11 protein-coding genes are annotated in these 16,481 nt (G+C 53.8%); 5 read left to right on the plus strand and 6 right to left on the minus strand.

What is annotated here, in order from left to right; genetic code table 11:
- The first annotated feature begins 222 nt into the window (after positions 1 to 222).
- Together ygjG and EO763_RS07915 are read left to right on the plus strand one after the other, a co-directional pair.
- Positions 223 to 1,629, plus strand: coding sequence for a putrescine aminotransferase (gene ygjG, locus EO763_RS07910; RefSeq protein ID WP_208851991.1), 1,407 nt, complete (start codon positions 223 to 225; stop codon positions 1,627 to 1,629).
- A gap of 813 nt (positions 1,630 to 2,442) precedes the next feature.
- The gene (locus EO763_RS07915; protein ID WP_161528610.1) at positions 2,443 to 4,110 is read left to right on the plus strand and encodes a methyl-accepting chemotaxis protein; all 1,668 of its coding nucleotides are present in this window, start codon (positions 2,443 to 2,445) and stop codon (positions 4,108 to 4,110) included.
- A gap of 140 nt (positions 4,111 to 4,250) precedes the next feature.
- Here EO763_RS07915 and EO763_RS07920 read toward each other — a convergent pair whose 3' ends face one another.
- On the minus strand, positions 4,251 to 5,237 hold the full coding sequence (locus tag EO763_RS07920; RefSeq protein WP_161528611.1) for a class I SAM-dependent methyltransferase: 987 nt from the start codon (positions 5,235 to 5,237) through the stop codon (positions 4,251 to 4,253).
- 51 nt (positions 5,238 to 5,288) lie between these two features.
- On the opposite strand from EO763_RS07920, the gene EO763_RS07925 reads away from it, so the two are divergent.
- The 3 genes from EO763_RS07925 (at position 5,289) to EO763_RS07935 (ending at position 9,525) form a co-directional block, all read left to right on the plus strand.
- The gene (locus tag EO763_RS07925) at positions 5,289 to 6,296 is read left to right on the plus strand and encodes an AraC family transcriptional regulator (RefSeq protein WP_161528612.1); all 1,008 of its coding nucleotides are present in this window, start codon (positions 5,289 to 5,291) and stop codon (positions 6,294 to 6,296) included.
- 274 nt (positions 6,297 to 6,570) lie between these two features.
- Positions 6,571 to 8,073 (plus strand): glycine betaine/L-proline transporter ProP, encoded by a 1,503-nt coding sequence (gene proP, locus EO763_RS07930; RefSeq protein ID WP_010302094.1) that lies wholly within the window; start codon positions 6,571 to 6,573, stop codon positions 8,071 to 8,073.
- 132 nt (positions 8,074 to 8,205) lie between these two features.
- Positions 8,206 to 9,525, plus strand: coding sequence for a hypothetical protein (locus EO763_RS07935; RefSeq protein ID WP_161528613.1), 1,320 nt, complete (start codon positions 8,206 to 8,208; stop codon positions 9,523 to 9,525).
- Between the two features lie 69 nt (positions 9,526 to 9,594).
- On the opposite strand, the gene EO763_RS07940 is transcribed toward EO763_RS07935, so the two are convergent.
- The 5 genes from EO763_RS07940 to EO763_RS07960 all read right to left on the minus strand — a co-directional run bounded on the left by EO763_RS07940 (position 9,595) and on the right by EO763_RS07960 (position 16,405).
- Positions 9,595 to 9,834 (minus strand): hypothetical protein, encoded by a 240-nt coding sequence (locus EO763_RS07940; RefSeq protein WP_161528614.1) that lies wholly within the window; start codon positions 9,832 to 9,834, stop codon positions 9,595 to 9,597.
- 107 nt (positions 9,835 to 9,941) lie between these two features.
- Entirely contained in the window at positions 9,942 to 11,402 is a 1,461-nt protein-coding gene (locus tag EO763_RS07945; RefSeq protein ID WP_161528615.1) for an AMP nucleosidase, read from the minus strand.
- 417 nt (positions 11,403 to 11,819) lie between these two features.
- Complete coding sequence (locus EO763_RS07950; protein ID WP_161528616.1) at positions 11,820 to 13,598, minus strand: ABC transporter permease subunit; 1,779 nt, start codon at positions 13,596 to 13,598, stop codon at positions 11,820 to 11,822.
- A gap of 37 nt (positions 13,599 to 13,635) precedes the next feature.
- The gene (locus EO763_RS07955) at positions 13,636 to 15,147 is read right to left on the minus strand and encodes an ABC transporter substrate-binding protein (RefSeq protein ID WP_161528617.1); all 1,512 of its coding nucleotides are present in this window, start codon (positions 15,145 to 15,147) and stop codon (positions 13,636 to 13,638) included.
- Between the two features lie 10 nt (positions 15,148 to 15,157).
- The gene (locus EO763_RS07960; protein WP_103160610.1) at positions 15,158 to 16,405 is read right to left on the minus strand and encodes an MDR family MFS transporter; all 1,248 of its coding nucleotides are present in this window, start codon (positions 16,403 to 16,405) and stop codon (positions 15,158 to 15,160) included.
- Between the last annotated feature and the right edge of the window lie 76 nt (positions 16,406 to 16,481).

The raw sequence follows: 16,481 nt of genomic DNA on the forward strand, positions 1-16,481 counted from the left end.
CAAAAATGGGGCATCACAAGATGCTTTGATTTTCCTCATACTGGCATTTTCCATGTTTATCGGTTTTTAATTCGTCATATTGTTATTTAGTTCAAATCATATGCTGAATTTTTGGATTAGATCGCGTTTTTGTATTTTATTCTGATTTGGGGCGGGCGACTGGCGTGTTATGTGCATTAATTAAAATGGCATCGCGTGATGTCCGTTTTCAAGGAGCGCATTTTGTCCAGATCAAACGCCCACCTTAACCCGCTAGAGTGTACTCAGCAGGCACTGCATTGGATTCATAGTGACACGCTATCCCACGATGACATGGCGGCACTGAATCGAGAAGTTTTGAGTTGTTTTCGCGAATACGTCAACCCAGGTTTTCTGGAGTACCGAAAATCTGTCACTACCGGCGGCGACTACGGCGCAGTCGAATGGCGCGCCAGCGGCCCGAATACGCTGATTGATACCCAAGGGAATGAATATCTGGACTGCCTCGGCGGTTACGGCATTTTTAACGTTGGGCATCGTAACCCTAACGTCATTGCTGCCGTTGAGCGCCAGCTCGCCAGACAACCGCTGCACAGTCAGGAACTGCTTGATCCGCTGCGGGGGTTGTTGGCGAAAACGCTGGCGGCGCTGACGCCGGGCGATCTGAAATACAGCTTCTTCTGCAATAGCGGAACGGAATCGGTTGAGGCAGCGTTAAAGCTGGCGAAGGCTTACCAGTCACCGCGCGGTAAATATACCTTTATCGCCGCGACAGGGGCATTCCACGGGAAATCGCTGGGCGCGCTTTCCGCCACCGCCAAACCCGCGTTTCGTCGTCCTTTCATGCCGCTGTTACCCGGCTTCCATCATGTTGCTTTTGGCGACATCAACGCCATGCGCAAGCAGGTTCAGCAATGCCAGAAGACTGGCGATGACGTTGCTGCCATCATCCTTGAACCTATTCAGGGGGAAGGCGGCGTGATTGTGCCTCCGGAAAATTACTTGCCTGCGGTCAGAGCATTATGCGATGAGGTTGGGGCATTGCTGATTCTGGATGAGGTACAAACTGGCATGGGACGCACGGGCAAGATGTTCGCCTGTGAGCATTATGGCGTGCAGCCCGACATTCTGTGTCTGGCGAAGGCGTTGGGCGGCGGCGTGATGCCGATTGGTGCAACGGTGGCAACGGAAGAAGTATTCTCCGTGCTGTTTGAAAACCCATTCCTGCATACCACCACGTTTGGCGGCAATCCGCTGGCCTGCGCGGCGGCGCTGGCGACGGTTAATGAGTTGCTGACGAAGAATCTGCCGGAACAGGCGACCATACAAGGGGAATTTTTGTTGCAGGGCTTACAGCAACTCGCAGCCGAATATCCTCAATTGATTATCGAAGCACGAGGAATGGGGCTGTTGCAGGCTATCGAGTTCAGGAAAAACGAGATCGGGTATGCCTTCGCGAAAGAACTGTTTCAACGTAATGTTCTGGTTGCGGGCACCTTGAATAATGCTAAATCGGTCAGGATTGAGCCACCGCTTACCATCACGCGCGAGCAATGTGCCCGAGTGCTGAAAGAAGCGAAGGAAGTGCTCAAGAAACTCAATGGCACAATGCCTGACGAAAATAAAATGAAGGAATATGCGGTAGAGTGAAAAACGAGACGGAAACACGCAGCACCCGATTATGTTCACTCCGAAAGCCAGTCAACCCTTATTGACTGGCTTTTTTTTGGTTCATCGCAAGTTAGCGTGAACCTGCCATTATGCTTTAAATCTAATTAATTCAGTCACGTTACACTATATTGAGTGTCACAAAGCGTAATGATATTGACGGTGTTGTTATTCAATCTTAACTATTAGCTTTCTAACTTATAAATCTGATTTAATTAGTGAAACTCAGATTTTCTCCATTATTATTTTTTGATAGAAAAAAACGATCGAACAAAGAAAATTGAATGGTTTAATGATCGTTATTTCCGATCGATCTTCCATTTGTGATAGTGTATGGTTATAGAATGTAGCTTGCTTCGGTCTGGCATTGTTTTTTATTTATACATACTCTACACAATTAAACGTAACACTAACTCGAATTCGGTAGATGAGGGCTAAAGCTTTTAGCGTTCTTTGAACAATAGTTTGCTTTTTATTATGCAATAAATAATGTGAGTTTTAGAGAGGAATAAAAAGGAGGGTTAAATTACTTTATCAAGTAAACCGTTTCAGTAAGCAAACATCACAAGTACACGTGTAATGTGAGATATAAAAATATATGGCCAAATGGATTTCTTATGCCAGTATTCTGTTACATGCATCAGAAAATAAGAGATTTAGAGAAGCCAGGGAGCCCGGTGCGATAGTGGTTCGCTTTACCGTATGTGCTGTTTTTTCGTTAAACAGACAGCGGCTGACTATGTCATCAATCGTGGTTGGGTAACGATTTTTAAAATGTAATATTCTGGTGCTAACATGATTTTTTTTAAAAATATAAAAATTGGTAGTCGGCTTTTTTTTGGGTTTGGCTTGTTAATTGTATTGACACTGACTTTGTCATCCATCAGCTATTATTTCATGAAAAACATTGGTGCTGAGTTTGATGAGGTTACTGAAGATAGAATGGTTAAGGTCGACATGCTGCGCGATATTCAGGACGTGCTGAATACCAATGTCCGCACGCTGCGTGATATTATTCTCCTCCCGGCAGACAGAACGCAAGAAAAACAGGAACTAAAGTCGACCATAGTAAAAACAACTGAAACGGCAAGTGGAATATATAAAAAGCTTGATGGTATGGTCAATTCGGAACATGCGCGGGAGTTATTTAATCAGCTTATCGATATCAGAAAACAGTATAGCCTGAGCATCAATAAAGCGATTGGCTATGCGATGGAAGATGAGGATGCGCTGGCAACAGAATGGGTATTTGGTGATATAGCAAATATTCAGGCCGTTTATTTTGCCAAACTGAGAGAATTTACCGAACTACAGGTATCGTTTGTTGATCATGCCAAACAGGTGACGAGAACGTATATTACTGATGCGCTGTTGTGGATGCTGGTGCTATCAGTCTTTTCAACCGTTTTAGGGTGCCTTACCGCTTGGTCATTAACGCGTAGCGTTACCGTACCGTTATCCACAGCACTCTCCTCTGCGAAACGTATCAGTGCAGGCGATCTGAGTGGTTCAATTGATGTGACTAGCCGTGATGAAACGGGCCTGTTGTTGGAAGAAATGAAAGAGATGCAGGCTGCGCTAACGCGGATGGTTATTGGTGTCAGAAATAATGCGGAGAGTGTCGCGACTGCCAGCATGCAGATTGCCCAGGGTAACGCGGATTTGTCATCACGAACCGAAGAACAGGCGAGTGCACTCGAAGAAACCTCTTCAACCATGACGCAATTAGGGATGACGGTAAAAAACAATGCCGACAATGCCCGCCAGGCTAATGTGCTGGCAAAAAATGCGAGTACCGTTGCCCTTCAGGGAGGGAATGTTGTCAATGACGTGGTGGACACGATGAAGTCCATCAATGAAAGTTCGCGCAGTATTGCGGATATTATCAACGTCATCGACAGCATTGCGTTCCAGACGAATATTTTAGCGCTTAACGCCGCCGTTGAGGCTGCCCGGGCTGGCGAACAAGGGCGAGGGTTCGCCGTTGTGGCGGGAGAAGTGCGTAATCTGGCACAACGTAGCGCAGAAGCCGCTAAAGAGATCAAAAACCTGATTACTGCGAGCGTTGAACGTGTTGAACTTGGTTCGGTATTGGTGAATAAAGCGGGGGAAACGATGCAGCAAGTGGTGATGTCCATCCGTCAGTTGAGCGATACCGTATCAGAGATTAGCTCCGCAAGTGCTGAGCAATCGACAGGGGTTGAGCAGGTCGGTATCGCTGTCAGCCAAATGGATCAGACAACACAACAAAATGCCGCGTTGGTGGAGGAATCCGCGGCGGCGGCACAAAGCCTCAAGGAACAAGCGGATCAGCTTGTCAGAGAAGTCTCGGTGTTCAGGATTGCGGGATATGAACGATCGGCGCCAAAGCAGCCTGTAACGGAGACGCTGTCGCTTGTTGCTATGCTTCCAGTCTCTTCCAAAGCATCTGTCCCTAGTGCGTCTGACTGGACCCGTTTCTGATAATGAAAATAGTATTGCCGCCAGCACGTCAGGGAGAGTGTGAAAGTAGGGAATCATAAAGCAGATAGTGTTATTGACGATTTTATTTGCCAGTCAGCTTTTGCTGACTGGCTTTTTACATTCAGATAAAGCATGCGCTGTTATCGGTGTTTACGAGCGATCAGCACATTCAGCGGTGCCATGGGGAATGCCTGATGACGATGAGTTTCGACAGAGGTAAAGCCCGCAGCCAGTAGCCACCGTGTCAGTTGGCCTTCCCGCGTAACGTGGCGTCCACTCATTTGCATCGGCAGATAAAACGGCAGAACCGGTGCGGCATCCTCCGGTGCTTCAGCAATCTCCGCCTGTGCCAGAATCAGCGTGCCCTCCGATGTCAGCGCATCGTGGAGCGTGCCCAGCATGGCGGGAATGTCTTCGACAAAATGCAGGAAAGAAGAGCTCCAAATCAGATCGTGTTTTTCGCTGGGAAATGAGCCGCTTTGCGCCGACAGACGAGCGGATAACCCGGCGTTGTCGATATTGCGTTGCGCCACGGCGGCGGTCTGCGGTAGGTCATACACCGTGCCGGAAATCTGAGCGTGACGCAGCGCCAACGTAATCGCCACCCAGCCGGGACCGCCGCCCAGATCGAGAACGTGTCTGATTTGCGGAAAATCCGGCAGGCTGGCGATAAGTTGCTCGGCACGGTCGGCCGTCACCGCCCGCTGCTCTTGTGCGATCTGCTGTTCTGCGGCGTTGGCCCACGCTGCATCGCGCGGTAACTCGCTCAACTGCGTTTGCAGCGGCTGATGCATGCCGTCGCCGAGTCCCTGACCAAACTGACGCAGGCTGGTCAGGCGAAAACGCCAGGCGTCGCCCAGAAAACGTGAACTGCTGCGGCAGAGCACGGCGGCGCAGGCCGGAGCGGTGCGATAACCGTCGTGATGACGCGTCAATAGCTGCATGCTCCACAGGATCTCAAGCAGAAACTCGGTTTTCTCCGGCTGCCAGCCCAGCGCTTCCGCCAGCTGTTCCGGTGTGGTGACCTCTTCCAGCCGATCGAAAATCTGCTGTTCCAGCGCCAGATGTAAGGCGTCAGCCTTTACGCTGCTGGCAGCAAGCTGCCATAACGTCTCTAATGGATTCATAAACGGTCTTTCTCATTGATGGTCAGTCGATAGGGAATATGCTATCTATAAATGAGAATGGTTATTATGTTCATTGTTATGCGAGGCGGCGTTTTTCATATGCGAAACGGCGGGGGGAAGATGGTGCAAAGGCAGCAGGGGCGAGAGGGATTATCATCAGGCGATCGATGTCGTGCGGGTGAGGTGAATCGTTCTGATTCGCGTCGAACACTGCCGGGCGTTATCGGCGAATGCTGGTCGGATTTCAGCAGTATCGACACGGATCTGTCGCTGGCTCGTTCGCAATATCGCCCGTGTCGCGACTTGGTGGAAGAAACGCAGAACCCACATCCGCAACCGATGCTGGTCATGACGTTTGCGCTGGCAGGGGAGTCTGCTTATTACGATTGTGGCGGCGGTTCATCGATCTGGTTTCGTCAACAACATGTCACTATCACGACGTTTGGTGCCAGCGTGGGTGAGCGTCATTATCAGGCTCAACAGCAGGTCGATCAGCTACGGCTGCTGGTAGGAAAAACGGCGGCGACTCGCTATTTTGGCGCGAATTGTGCGGAGCAGCTATTCAGTAACGATGGGGTAGCGCTGCGTGCGTTTACGCCCCTATCTGCGGCCAGTCAGGTTCATGTCAATGCGCTGTGCGCTGACGCCGATCCGCTAAATCGCCATATCCACGTCTTAAGCCTGCTGGCGCAGTATCGGCACGTCCTGCAACCGGAAGAGAAACGAGGCGGTATTCATCCACAGGAGCGGCAGCAAATAGAGCAGGTATGCTGCTGGATGCGCGAGCATTTGGCTGAACCGCTGACGCTGGCGTGCATTGCGGCACAGGCAGGAATGAGCGAATCCAGACTCAAGCTTGGGTTTCATCGCTGCTTTGCGACCACGCCGGGTCAGATGTTATTACGGATGCGGATGGAACGGGCGCATCAGTTACTGGAACAGGGATTTCAGGTGGCGCAGACCGCCTGGCAAGTTGGCTATCGACATCCCGCTAATTTCAGCCTGGCATTTACGCGCTATTTTAACCGTAACCCGAAAATGATTGCTTCACGTAAGTAAAAATACCTCGCTTACATTAATGTGATGATGTTGTCATAACTATTTACCGTTATTTTCCTTTGATTATATTCCTGTGCGTTATTTCCGCATGCGGTGCCTGAATCCGAGCTTTTGTCCAAATTCTTCTATACTTCATCCAGCAGTATCAACGTGTAATGAATATTGTGGCCAATAAGCTGTTCATTTTTCAGTGCGCAGTCGGGTGGTTCCCTGTGTATGAAAGAGAGCATTTTATTTTTAATAAAGGGTCGCTTTTTAAGCAAAGGAAAAAAGGATGAGATTAAAAAAGAAAAAAATCGAACCGATGAAAATTCAGGACATTACCATTATTGATAATGCCAGACTCAAAAAAGCCATTACCGCCGCCGCATTGGGTAATGCGATGGAATGGTTTGATTTTGGCGTATATGGCTTTGTGGCATATGCACTCGGACAGGTCTTTTTCCCCGGTGCCGATCCCGGCGTACAAATGATCGCAGCCCTGGCGACGTTCTCGGTTCCCTTTTTGGTTCGGCCACTTGGCGGGATATTCTTTGGGGCGATGGGGGATAAATTTGGTCGCCAGAAAGTCCTGTCGATCACCATTATTATCATGTCGGTGAGCACATTCTGTATCGGCTTGATTCCGTCCTATGAATCGATTGGTATTTGGGCACCGATATTACTGCTGCTGGCGAAACTGGCGCAGGGATTCTCCGTCGGGGGAGAATATACCGGCGCGGCGATTTTTGTTGCCGAATATTCCCCGGACAGACGACGCGGTTTTTTAGGGAGCTGGCTGGATTTCGGCTCTATTGCTGGGTTCGTCATGGGGGCAGGCGTCGTGGTGCTCATTTCTTCCATCGTGGGAGAAGAGAGTTTTCTGGATTGGGGATGGCGTATTCCGTTCTTTATTGCTGCACCGCTCGGATTAATCGGGATTTATTTGCGCCATGCGCTGGAAGAAACGCCAACGTTCCAACAGCACGTTGACAAAATTGATAAAGAATCAAAAGACAGCATCCAATCCCCGCCGAAGATCTCCCTGCGTGAAATTGTGACCAAACAATGGAAAGGTTTGTTGATCTGTATCGGGATGGTGATTACCACCAATGTCACCTATTACATGCTGCTGACCTATATGCCGAGTTACCTTTCACACAGCCTGAATTACTCGGAAGATCATGGGGTGATGATTATCATCGCCGTCATGATCGGGATGCTGTTTGTGCAGCCAGTGATGGGGCTGATGAGCGATCGCTATGGGCGTAAACCGTTTATTATTTGCGGCAGTATTGGGCTGCTGTTGCTGTCGGTGCCCAGCTTTATCTTGATTAACAGCGATGTGATTGGGCTGATTTTCTGCGGGCTACTGATGCTGGCCGTATTGCTGAATTCCTTCACGGGGGTGATGGCGTCAACGCTTCCCGCTCTGTTCCCCACGCATATTCGTTATAGCGCGCTGGCGACGTCATTTAACGTTTCCGTGCTAGTTGCGGGCTTTACGCCAACGGCGGCGGCGTGGCTGGTGGAGTCTACCGGTAACTTATATATGCCTGCGTATTACCTGATGGTGATTGGGCTGATTGGCCTGATTACCGGGATGTCGATGCGGGAAACTGCTAACCAGCCGCTGAAAGGCGCAACGCCAGCGGCATCGGATCGGACGGAAGCCAAAGAGCTGTTGCAGGAACAGTACGACAATATCGAGCAGAAAATAGAAGAAATCGATGAACAAATTGCCGAACTGGAGAAGAAAAGAAAACGGCTGACTGAACAGCATCCTGAGATTAATTAGCCTCAATTTTACTGTCTTAAGCAAGCGCCGCAGATGTGGCGCTTTTGTTATGCCCTTCCTGCCTGACTCTGGTATCTTTGTTTGTTATGTTATAACATAACTATAAATCACAATGACATCACGGAGAGAAAGATGCAGAAAACGACAATCGCAGTGACTCTGGCGCTGTTGATGGGGGCGGGGAGTGCAAGCGTTCAGGCGCACGATCATGAGGTATTGCGCGGGCGGTTAATCTTTTCCGATCACCAGAAACCGACGCTCAGCGTGCTGGATCTGGATACCTTCAAGGTTACGCATACCTTTGACGTGGGCCGGGCGAATGCGGCGTTGGTGCCTACGGAGAATGGGCGATTCACAATCGTCAACCTTTATGATGATGCTGGTACTATCGCTTTTCTTGATACCGGCCTGACCTATGAATCGCACGATGACCATCTGGATGTGCATAAAGGCGAACCGCGTCTTTTGCCGCTACGGGTGACGGGAGACAAACCCTCACATATTACCTCGGAGAATGGTTGGGTGGCTTGGTCGTACGATGGCTTACGTCCGTGGGACGGCCCCAGCAAGCCAGAATCGGTCATGATCCGCTTGTCGGATCTGGATAGCGCGAATCCTATTGTTGAGAAGCGCAAAAGCCCAGCACCGCAGCACGGTATCACCGCACCGTTGGGGAATAATCAGTGGCTGATTTCCGTGCCGAAAGCAGCCTATACCAAAGGGGATGATAAAACGGTGACATCGCGTCCTAACGGTTTTGTGGTTTATCAGCAAGACAAGGGCTGGAAAGCGATAGCGGACTTTAACCAGAAGCAGGATCTCCAGCGTTCTTGTAAAGAGTTTCACGGGCACAGCGCGCTAAATCACGCCCACATTTTTGGCTGTAACGCGAAATTATCGGATGGCGATGCGAAAAGCGACGGCGGTGTTTTGATCGTAAAACAGCAGAGCGGGAAATGGGTATCGCACAAGCTGGCTTATCCTGACGATCGCCGTACCAGTACGCTGAAATCCGGCCTGCAAGGCACTTATGTGATTGGTAATTACGGCGGACTGGGTGGGCAGCCGTTTAACGCACTGATTCGCATCGATCCTCAGGCTAAAAAGCTCACGGCACAGGATACGTTTGCTATCCCAGACGCTCAGGCCGTGTGCAAATTTGAAGTCTCTGCTGATGGCAAACGGGTCGCCAACCTGACGCCAGATGGCAAGCTGCGGTTGTATGACGTGGCGCCGAACTGGAAACAAATCGCCAGCTTTGATGCGGTTGAGGCGTTTGACTGCGCTTACGGTGCGAAAACGCCAACACCATCGCTCGCCATTGTCGGCGGCAGCGTGTACGTCAGCGATCCGGTGAATCAGCGAATTCGTGAGTTTTACCTGAACAGCGCGAAGCAGGGGTTGGATATTAAAATTGATGGCGCACCTACCGAGTTGGCGGGTAAGCGCTAAAAGCCCAATCAGGGTTGAAGCAATACGCGGGCAGGGATGCCCGCATTCTCGATGCCAAAGGTACGATGCTCAGCGACCCACGAGCCGCAGCTGAGTGCAAAATGGGCAACCACAGCCATTAACGGAGGTTGCATCGCACTGACCGGGGTGAATGGTTTCCAGTCCCATTGGCGTAAAGCCAGAGAAAGTGCGCTTGGCCTCATCGATATGACGTAACCCAGCATCATCGGACTGGGCTATTTTCGCCTGAAAAGCGGAAGCTTGTACTGCCACCAGGGAAAGAAACAGAACTGACAGACCTTTTTTCATTGGGCACATCCGCTATGGAACTTGGTTTGTTATAACATAACGTATTTAGTCGCGCCAGAGCAGCCGACCGCCTGAATAGGGTCGGCTGTCTGAACAACGCTGTTCGATTAACGGAACGGCGGCTCGTTAAAGGTGCGCAGCTTACGTGAGTGCAGCTTGTCGCTTTCAGCCCGCAGCAGATCGATGGCACAGATGCCAATCTGCAAATGCTCCGAAATCGCCCCTTCATAGAAACGGTTCGCCTGTCCCGGCAGCTTGATTTCACCATGCAACGGCTTATCCGAGACGCACAGCAGCGTGCCGTAAGGTACGCGGAAGCGATACCCCTGTGCGGCAATCGTCGCACTTTCCATATCTACCGCCACGGCGCGGCTGAGGTTAAACCGCAGAGCAGAGGCCGCATAGCGTAGCTCCCAGTTGCGGTCATCGGTGGTCACAACCGTGCCAGTACGCAGGCGTTGTTTAACTTCTTCCCCCGGCATCCCGCTGACCATCTTGGTCGCGTCGTACAGCGCGCGCTGCACCTCGGCGATACTAGGAATCGGGATATCCGGCGGTAGCACGGCGTCGAGTACGTGATCGTCACGCAGGTAAGCGTGCGCCAGCACGTAATCGCCGATGGACTGGCTTTCGCGCAGGCCGCCGCAGTGGCCGATCATCAGCCAGGCATGAGGGCGCATCACTGCGAGGTGATCGCAGATGGTTTTCGCGTTGGATGGTCCGACGCCGATATTGACCATCGTAATCCCTTTACCCTGACGGGGAATCAGATGATAGGCAGGCATCTGGTGGTTCTTCCAGGCCAGATCGGACACCGTCTGCTCAGGGTTAGGCGTGTCGGCGGTGATATAGATCCCCCCCGCGCAGGACAGCGCCTCATACGGGCTATCGGGATCGGCAATCTGCGCACAGGCCCAGCGCACAAACTCATCGACATAGCGGGTGTAGTTGGTGAAGAGAATGAACGGCTGAATATGTTCTACCGGCGTACCGGTATAGTGGCGAAGTCGCGCCAGTGAGAAATCGGTACGCAACGCGTCGAAGTGCGACAGCGGCGATGTGGTGGTCGCGTGAAACAGCCCATCTGCCGTCTCGTCCCCAATCTGTGACAGTTCTGTCGTGGGGAAATGCTTGGCGATGCCCGCGCTCATGGAACGGTCAAGAATCAGGTCGGAACCGTCGAGCACGTAGGGGAACGGGATTTCCTGCTGTGATGGGCTGACCTCGATGGTGACGTCATAATCTCCCTCCAGCAGCGCCAGCTGTTCCGCCAGATAAGCACGCAAAAATGCCGGATGGGTAACGGTGGTGGAGTAACTGCCGGGATGAGTAAAACGCCCATAGGCGCGGTGTCGGGGATGACCGGTCGAATTACCACTCCAACTGACGCGTAAGGCTGGGTAGGCAAATAGTCCTGCTGCACGCGCGGTGGCATCGGGCAGCGTGCCATCATTGATAAACTCCCCAATGGCGTCGCGCAGCGCTGAGACGGCGTCATCATACAGCGCTTCCAGTTTATCCAGAGTCTGGGTGACGGTAAGACTGACGTGGGATCCGCTGTTATGCATATTCTCTCCTTTAATCACGCTCTGCACTATACCCGTCATACTTCAAGTTGCATGTGCGTTGGCTGCGTTACTCGGCACACTTACGTGTACCTCGCCCCGTTGGGGCCGCTGCCAGCAGCGTTCAAATCTGCCTTTGGCAGAGTTGTCACTCACCCGAATCACTTACCTGGGTAAGCTCATCGGGATGAAATGAGAGACGTCCTGTCTCTCACCGAAGGCCAGCCGTTGGCTGGTCAAATTCGTTCCCGACGAATTTGTCCTTCGCTTGCTGCCTGCCTGAAACTCGAATTATTTAGGGTATATTCATATGTACTTCGGCAGAGATTCGCTCACAGCGTAACTGAAGATGCACAGCCCCGCCATCGTGAAATCTGGCAGGGCTGTGAACGTAGAGAGAGGCGTGAGTCTCTCGGTAGATTAGTGTTTGTGGCGGCCGGAGAGGTTCGCTGCGCTCACGGCCAGTATCGACAGCAGGCCGAGTGCGGCCGCAGGTGCCAGTACGCCCCAGAAGGCACGTTCGATATACGGCATCCCTTCAGCTAGGACGCGTCCCCATTCTGGGGTCGGTGGTGACGCGCCCAGACCTAAAAAGCCGAGCGATGCCAGCGCCAGCGCGATGCCTGGCAGTTTCAGCATAGCGTGACGGAAAAGCGGACCAATCAGTGCGGGCAGAATATAGAACAGGCTGCGTCGTATCGGACCGACACCGAGGATCGGCAGCATCCGAATATAAGGACGCGCGTTGATTTCGGCGACCAGTGCTGCCGTGTGGGCCGCGAGCGGAGCCCAACTGACGGCAATGACGGCAATCGCCGCGCCCGTTGCCGTCGGACCATTAACCGCAGCAACCAGCAACCCGGCAATCACTGGCGGCAGGGCGTTAGTCACTTCGATGGGGCCGCTGAACAGACGCGGAAACAGCCCAATCAACAGGCCGATCGCCAGACAGGCCAGCGACACCGCCAGCGCCAGCAGACAGGTATGTAGCGTGCCGTGCGCGACGCGCGCCAATAAATCGCGCCCCATCGCGTCCGCGCCAAAAGGCAGCAGGAACGACGGTGGTTGCAGGCGCAGAAAGGCGGAGGTATAGGGATCGCGCGGCAGGCCAGCCAGCAGCAGAAGCGCCAGCAGCAGCACGCAGATAATCGGCAGCCAGATAGCATGACGAGATGCAGGGCTACCGTGTTCTTCCGGCACCGGCATAGCGCCGCTCCGCAGGGCGCGTCCGAGAATCAGCAGTCGCACGCCGCTTGCTGCGATGCCAGCCAGCGAGGCGATGAGTAAGAGAATCAGCACGCCGATCTGTAAGGCGGGCAGATCCTGCGCGGCCGCTGCCCCCAGCGTTGCACGTCCCAGTCCAGGAATCGCGAACACTTTTTCGACGGCGATAGCACCGCCGGTTAACGAAACCAGAACCAGCCCGACTAGCGGCATCACGCTGGGCAACGTGCGTTTCAGCACTGCCAGTGCGATATGACGACGGCCTACACCCGACACGCTCCAGGTGGTGAGCCAATTTTCACTGAAAGTGGCGGATAGCGCGTCGGCAATAATCCGGCCAAGGTAACCGCCTGCTGGAATACCGAGCGCCAGCGACGGCAGTACCGCGTAGTGCAAACCTAGCCAGCCATAGGGTGGGAACCACTGTAGCCAGACGGCGCCGACGATCAGTAGAAATGACGCCAGCAGGAATTCGGGCAGTGCGGTAAACAAGGCGGCAAACAGGCCGCCTGAACGATGAACCTGCCCACGTAACCCTTGCCGAAAGGTAGGGGTGCACAGCACGGCAGCCAGCGTGAAAGCCACCAGCGCCGAAGACGCCATCAGCGTGAGCGAGACGCCCGCCGCTTGCAGCATCCCCGGAAGGACTGGACGACCAGAAACCCAGGAGTTACCCGCCTCGCCGTGCAATAGGCCTGTCAGCCAGTTCAACAGCAACTGCAACGGGCCTTGATCCAGCCCAAGAGAGTGACGAATCGCATTTAGCGTTTCCGCCGTCGCTTCCTGCTCGCCGGAACGGGCACGCAGCAGCGCCAGCGCCGGGTCCTGACCGGACAACCACGGCAACATGCCAATCAGCACCACGATGCCCGCCAGCGTCAGCAGCCGCGAAAACAGCGGGATCAGCACGCCGTATCGCGGGCGTTGCGTCTGGTTGATGGTCGCACAGGTGCGGCAATACAGCGATTCGCTCATAAACTCGTCATCTTTCTGGTTGCTGGTGCGCTATCCGTTACTTTGCGCCGGTGGCAATATGCGTGACGGCGTTAATCAGCGTGCGTTCACGCGGGTCGCGCAGGGCGTCTTTGACCTGTGCGCTTTCACCTTGAATTACGCGCTCATGCAGCATTGGGATCGCGGCATCGCTGGCCAGGATCAGGTTTTCTGCCTGCATGATGGCCTGACGGCGTGCAACGCCCGCAGGAATCGCGGCCGCTTTTTGCAGTGCCTGATCGATTTCCGGGCGGCACAGCTGAGCGATATTGAACGACCCTTCACAAGCGAAGTCGCTGTACAGATAAGCCACCGGATCGCCGGAATCCAGCACGGTGGCGCGGGATAAAATAAAGGCATCGAACTTGCCTGCCAGCGCGTCGGACTCGATCTGCGCATATTCACGCACCACCTGTTTTACTGTAAATCCAGCGGCAGTGAGCTGCTGTGCCAGATAGACCGCGACTTCAGGCAGTTCGGCGCGATCGCTGAACGTTGCCAGCGTGATGGTCGCTCCCGCAGGCGTACCCGCTTTGACCGGATTCGCTACCGGCTGACGCAGTTCCGCAGCCCACGGCAGCGCGGGACCTAATAGACCCTGCGCGATATCAGCACGTTTCTCATAGACGTTATCCACCAGCTGCTGGCGATTAATCGCATCGCGCACGGCAGCACGCATCGCGGGATCTTGCATCACGCCATGACGCGTATTCAGATACAGCGTGTTGGTGCGCGGCATGGGGACTTCATGCACCAGCGACTGATCCAGCAGCGGTGCCTGAGAAACCGGAATGGCTTCGACAATGTCTGCCGTGCCGGTACGTAATGCAGCAGCGCGCGCTGCGCCGTCGGAAACAAAGCTGACGTCGATACCGCTGGCCTGTGCTTTCTCACCCCAATAACCGTCGAACCGATCCAATACCGCGCTGCTGGTGCCGGTGACGGTACGCAGAACGAACGGGCCGCTTCCGGTGTTGATCGGATTGACGACGCCATTTTTACCGTATGCCGCGGTGGAGAGAATCGCCAACTGCGGGCTGGATAAACGCTGTGGCAGCAGTGGGTCCGCTGTAGCGGTGGAGACAATGACGGCGTTATCGCCATCGGCTTTTACCGTTAACTGCACGCCGTCCAGAATGCGCGGTTTGGGGGCAGCCGTGGACGCCACGGTGAGCGCGTTCACTACGGTGGCGGCGTTTAAGGTGGTGTTATCGTGAAAATGGACGTTTGGCCGCAGTTCAAAACGCCAGGATTTATCATCGATCTGCTGCCATTTTGTCGCCAGCGCAGGCTGGGCTTCGCCGAGTTTGTCGAGCACCACCAGCGTTTCTGCCGTGCTCCAGCGCGACAGCTTAAAGGCATCATCGCTCAACGGCGTCAGGCCGGAGCGCGGAGGCTGAAGCATTGCCAGTTTGATTCGACCGTCATGATGTGGGCTGTGGTTTTCCTCGGGCTCATTGAAGCAGCCTGAAAGCAGCAGCGTGGCTGATAGCAAGCCGGAAACGGGCCACAGGAGATTGCGCATATTCATCAGTCTGTCCTTATTCATTCACGGTTGAAGTGGATTTAAACGGGCGGCAGATGACCATCATGGCCAGCGAACTGCACAGCGGCACGGCGGCGAGCAGCACCCACGGAATGGCGGCCTGTGGCGACGGTGTTAGCGCGCGATCGAGCTGGCTGCCGAGTATAAAGTTGCCGACCAGTACCGCGATGCCGCCCATCGACGCTAGTGCGCCATAGTGCGCACCCAAGTTTTTGTTGTTGGCAAAGCGTGGGATGAGGTCCATCCCGACGGGGACGATTAACATTTGACCCAGCGTCAGCAGCGTAATTAATGAGATAGCCGGAAGCAGGCGCTGCCACCCGTCTGGCGGCGTGCTGGAAGCAAACAGCGCGACGCTAAAGAACGACGCGGCCAGCAGCGCGAAGCCCAGTGGCAGCATGCGTGCCGCGCCAACTCGGCGGGCAAAACGCGCCAGCGGAAGCTGTAACCCGATCACCAGCAGGGAGGCCAGGACAAACAGCGGGCCGAGATCTTTCTCGCTGCTGCCGGAGCGATGCAGTTCAACTGGCAGTGCCAGATAGAGCTGGTTGTAGCTGAACAGGTAAGCGCTGTAGGCAATGATGAACGCGACAAAGCGGCGCTGGCGGAACGTTTCCCACCACGGGGCAATTTGTAATTCGTTCTGATTGCGCTGCGTCGGCGGTAGGCTGAAAAACAGGACGATGAGCGCGATAACAAACACGCCGGCGCCCGCGAGTGCCACGCGCTGGAATCCGTATCCGGCCAGCACTGAACCGAGCAACGGCCCCAGCACCGCGCCTAACTCGCCGCAAATGGCAAACAGGGCGAACCACTCGGAGCGGCTGCGTTTTCCCTCTTTTTCACTTTGCGTACCGGCCTGTGCCATCAGCGCTTCGATGGCGGGAGAGAACAGCGCACCGCCCACACCGGTCAGACAGGCGCCGAGGATGATCGGCCATAGCGAGTCGCCTAACGCCAGCAGGAGATAGCCGCTGATACGCACGACACAGCCACACAGGATGATCACGCGCGCGCCGAATCGGTCAGCCAGCGCGCCGCCGACTAAAAACATGCCCTGTTGAGAAAAGGTGCGTAAGCCAATCACCAGCCCGATAGCCCAGCCGGAAAGCAGCATGTCGTCGCGCAGAAAAATCGCCAGAAACGGTACGACGGCATAAAAGCCAATATTGAAAACAAGCTGGCTACCCAGAAGCAACGGGGGATAAGGCCGTGGTGCGCGGTTGGCGGTAAGGTCTGACATGTCATGATCCGTTATAAAAAGCCCGTTACGGGGGAATGTGTTATTGATGCGATATTTTATTGTAAAAAGCGCGTTT

The sequence above is a fragment of the Pectobacterium odoriferum genome, assembly GCF_009931295.1.
GTDB classification, from domain to species: Bacteria; Pseudomonadota; Gammaproteobacteria; order Enterobacterales; family Enterobacteriaceae; genus Pectobacterium; species Pectobacterium odoriferum.

Coding starts and splice junctions, on each gene's coding strand:
- EO763_RS07915 (WP_161528610.1), top strand. CDS start 2,443: ATGATTTTTTTTAAAAATATAAAAATTGGTAGTCGGCTTTTTTTTGGG.
- EO763_RS07920 (WP_161528611.1), bottom strand. CDS start 5,237: ATGAATCCATTAGAGACGTTATGGCAGCTTGCTGCCAGCAGCGTAAAG.
- EO763_RS07925 (WP_161528612.1), top strand. CDS start 5,289: ATGAGAATGGTTATTATGTTCATTGTTATGCGAGGCGGCGTTTTTCAT.
- proP (WP_010302094.1), top strand. CDS start 6,571: ATGAGATTAAAAAAGAAAAAAATCGAACCGATGAAAATTCAGGACATT.
- EO763_RS07935 (WP_161528613.1), top strand. CDS start 8,206: ATGCAGAAAACGACAATCGCAGTGACTCTGGCGCTGTTGATGGGGGCG.
- EO763_RS07940 (WP_161528614.1), bottom strand. CDS start 9,834: ATGAAAAAAGGTCTGTCAGTTCTGTTTCTTTCCCTGGTGGCAGTACAA.
- EO763_RS07945 (WP_161528615.1), bottom strand. CDS start 11,402: ATGCATAACAGCGGATCCCACGTCAGTCTTACCGTCACCCAGACTCTG.
- EO763_RS07950 (WP_161528616.1), bottom strand. CDS start 13,598: ATGAGCGAATCGCTGTATTGCCGCACCTGTGCGACCATCAACCAGACG.
- EO763_RS07955 (WP_161528617.1), bottom strand. CDS start 15,147: ATGAATATGCGCAATCTCCTGTGGCCCGTTTCCGGCTTGCTATCAGCC.
- EO763_RS07960 (WP_103160610.1), bottom strand. CDS start 16,405: ATGTCAGACCTTACCGCCAACCGCGCACCACGGCCTTATCCCCCGTTG.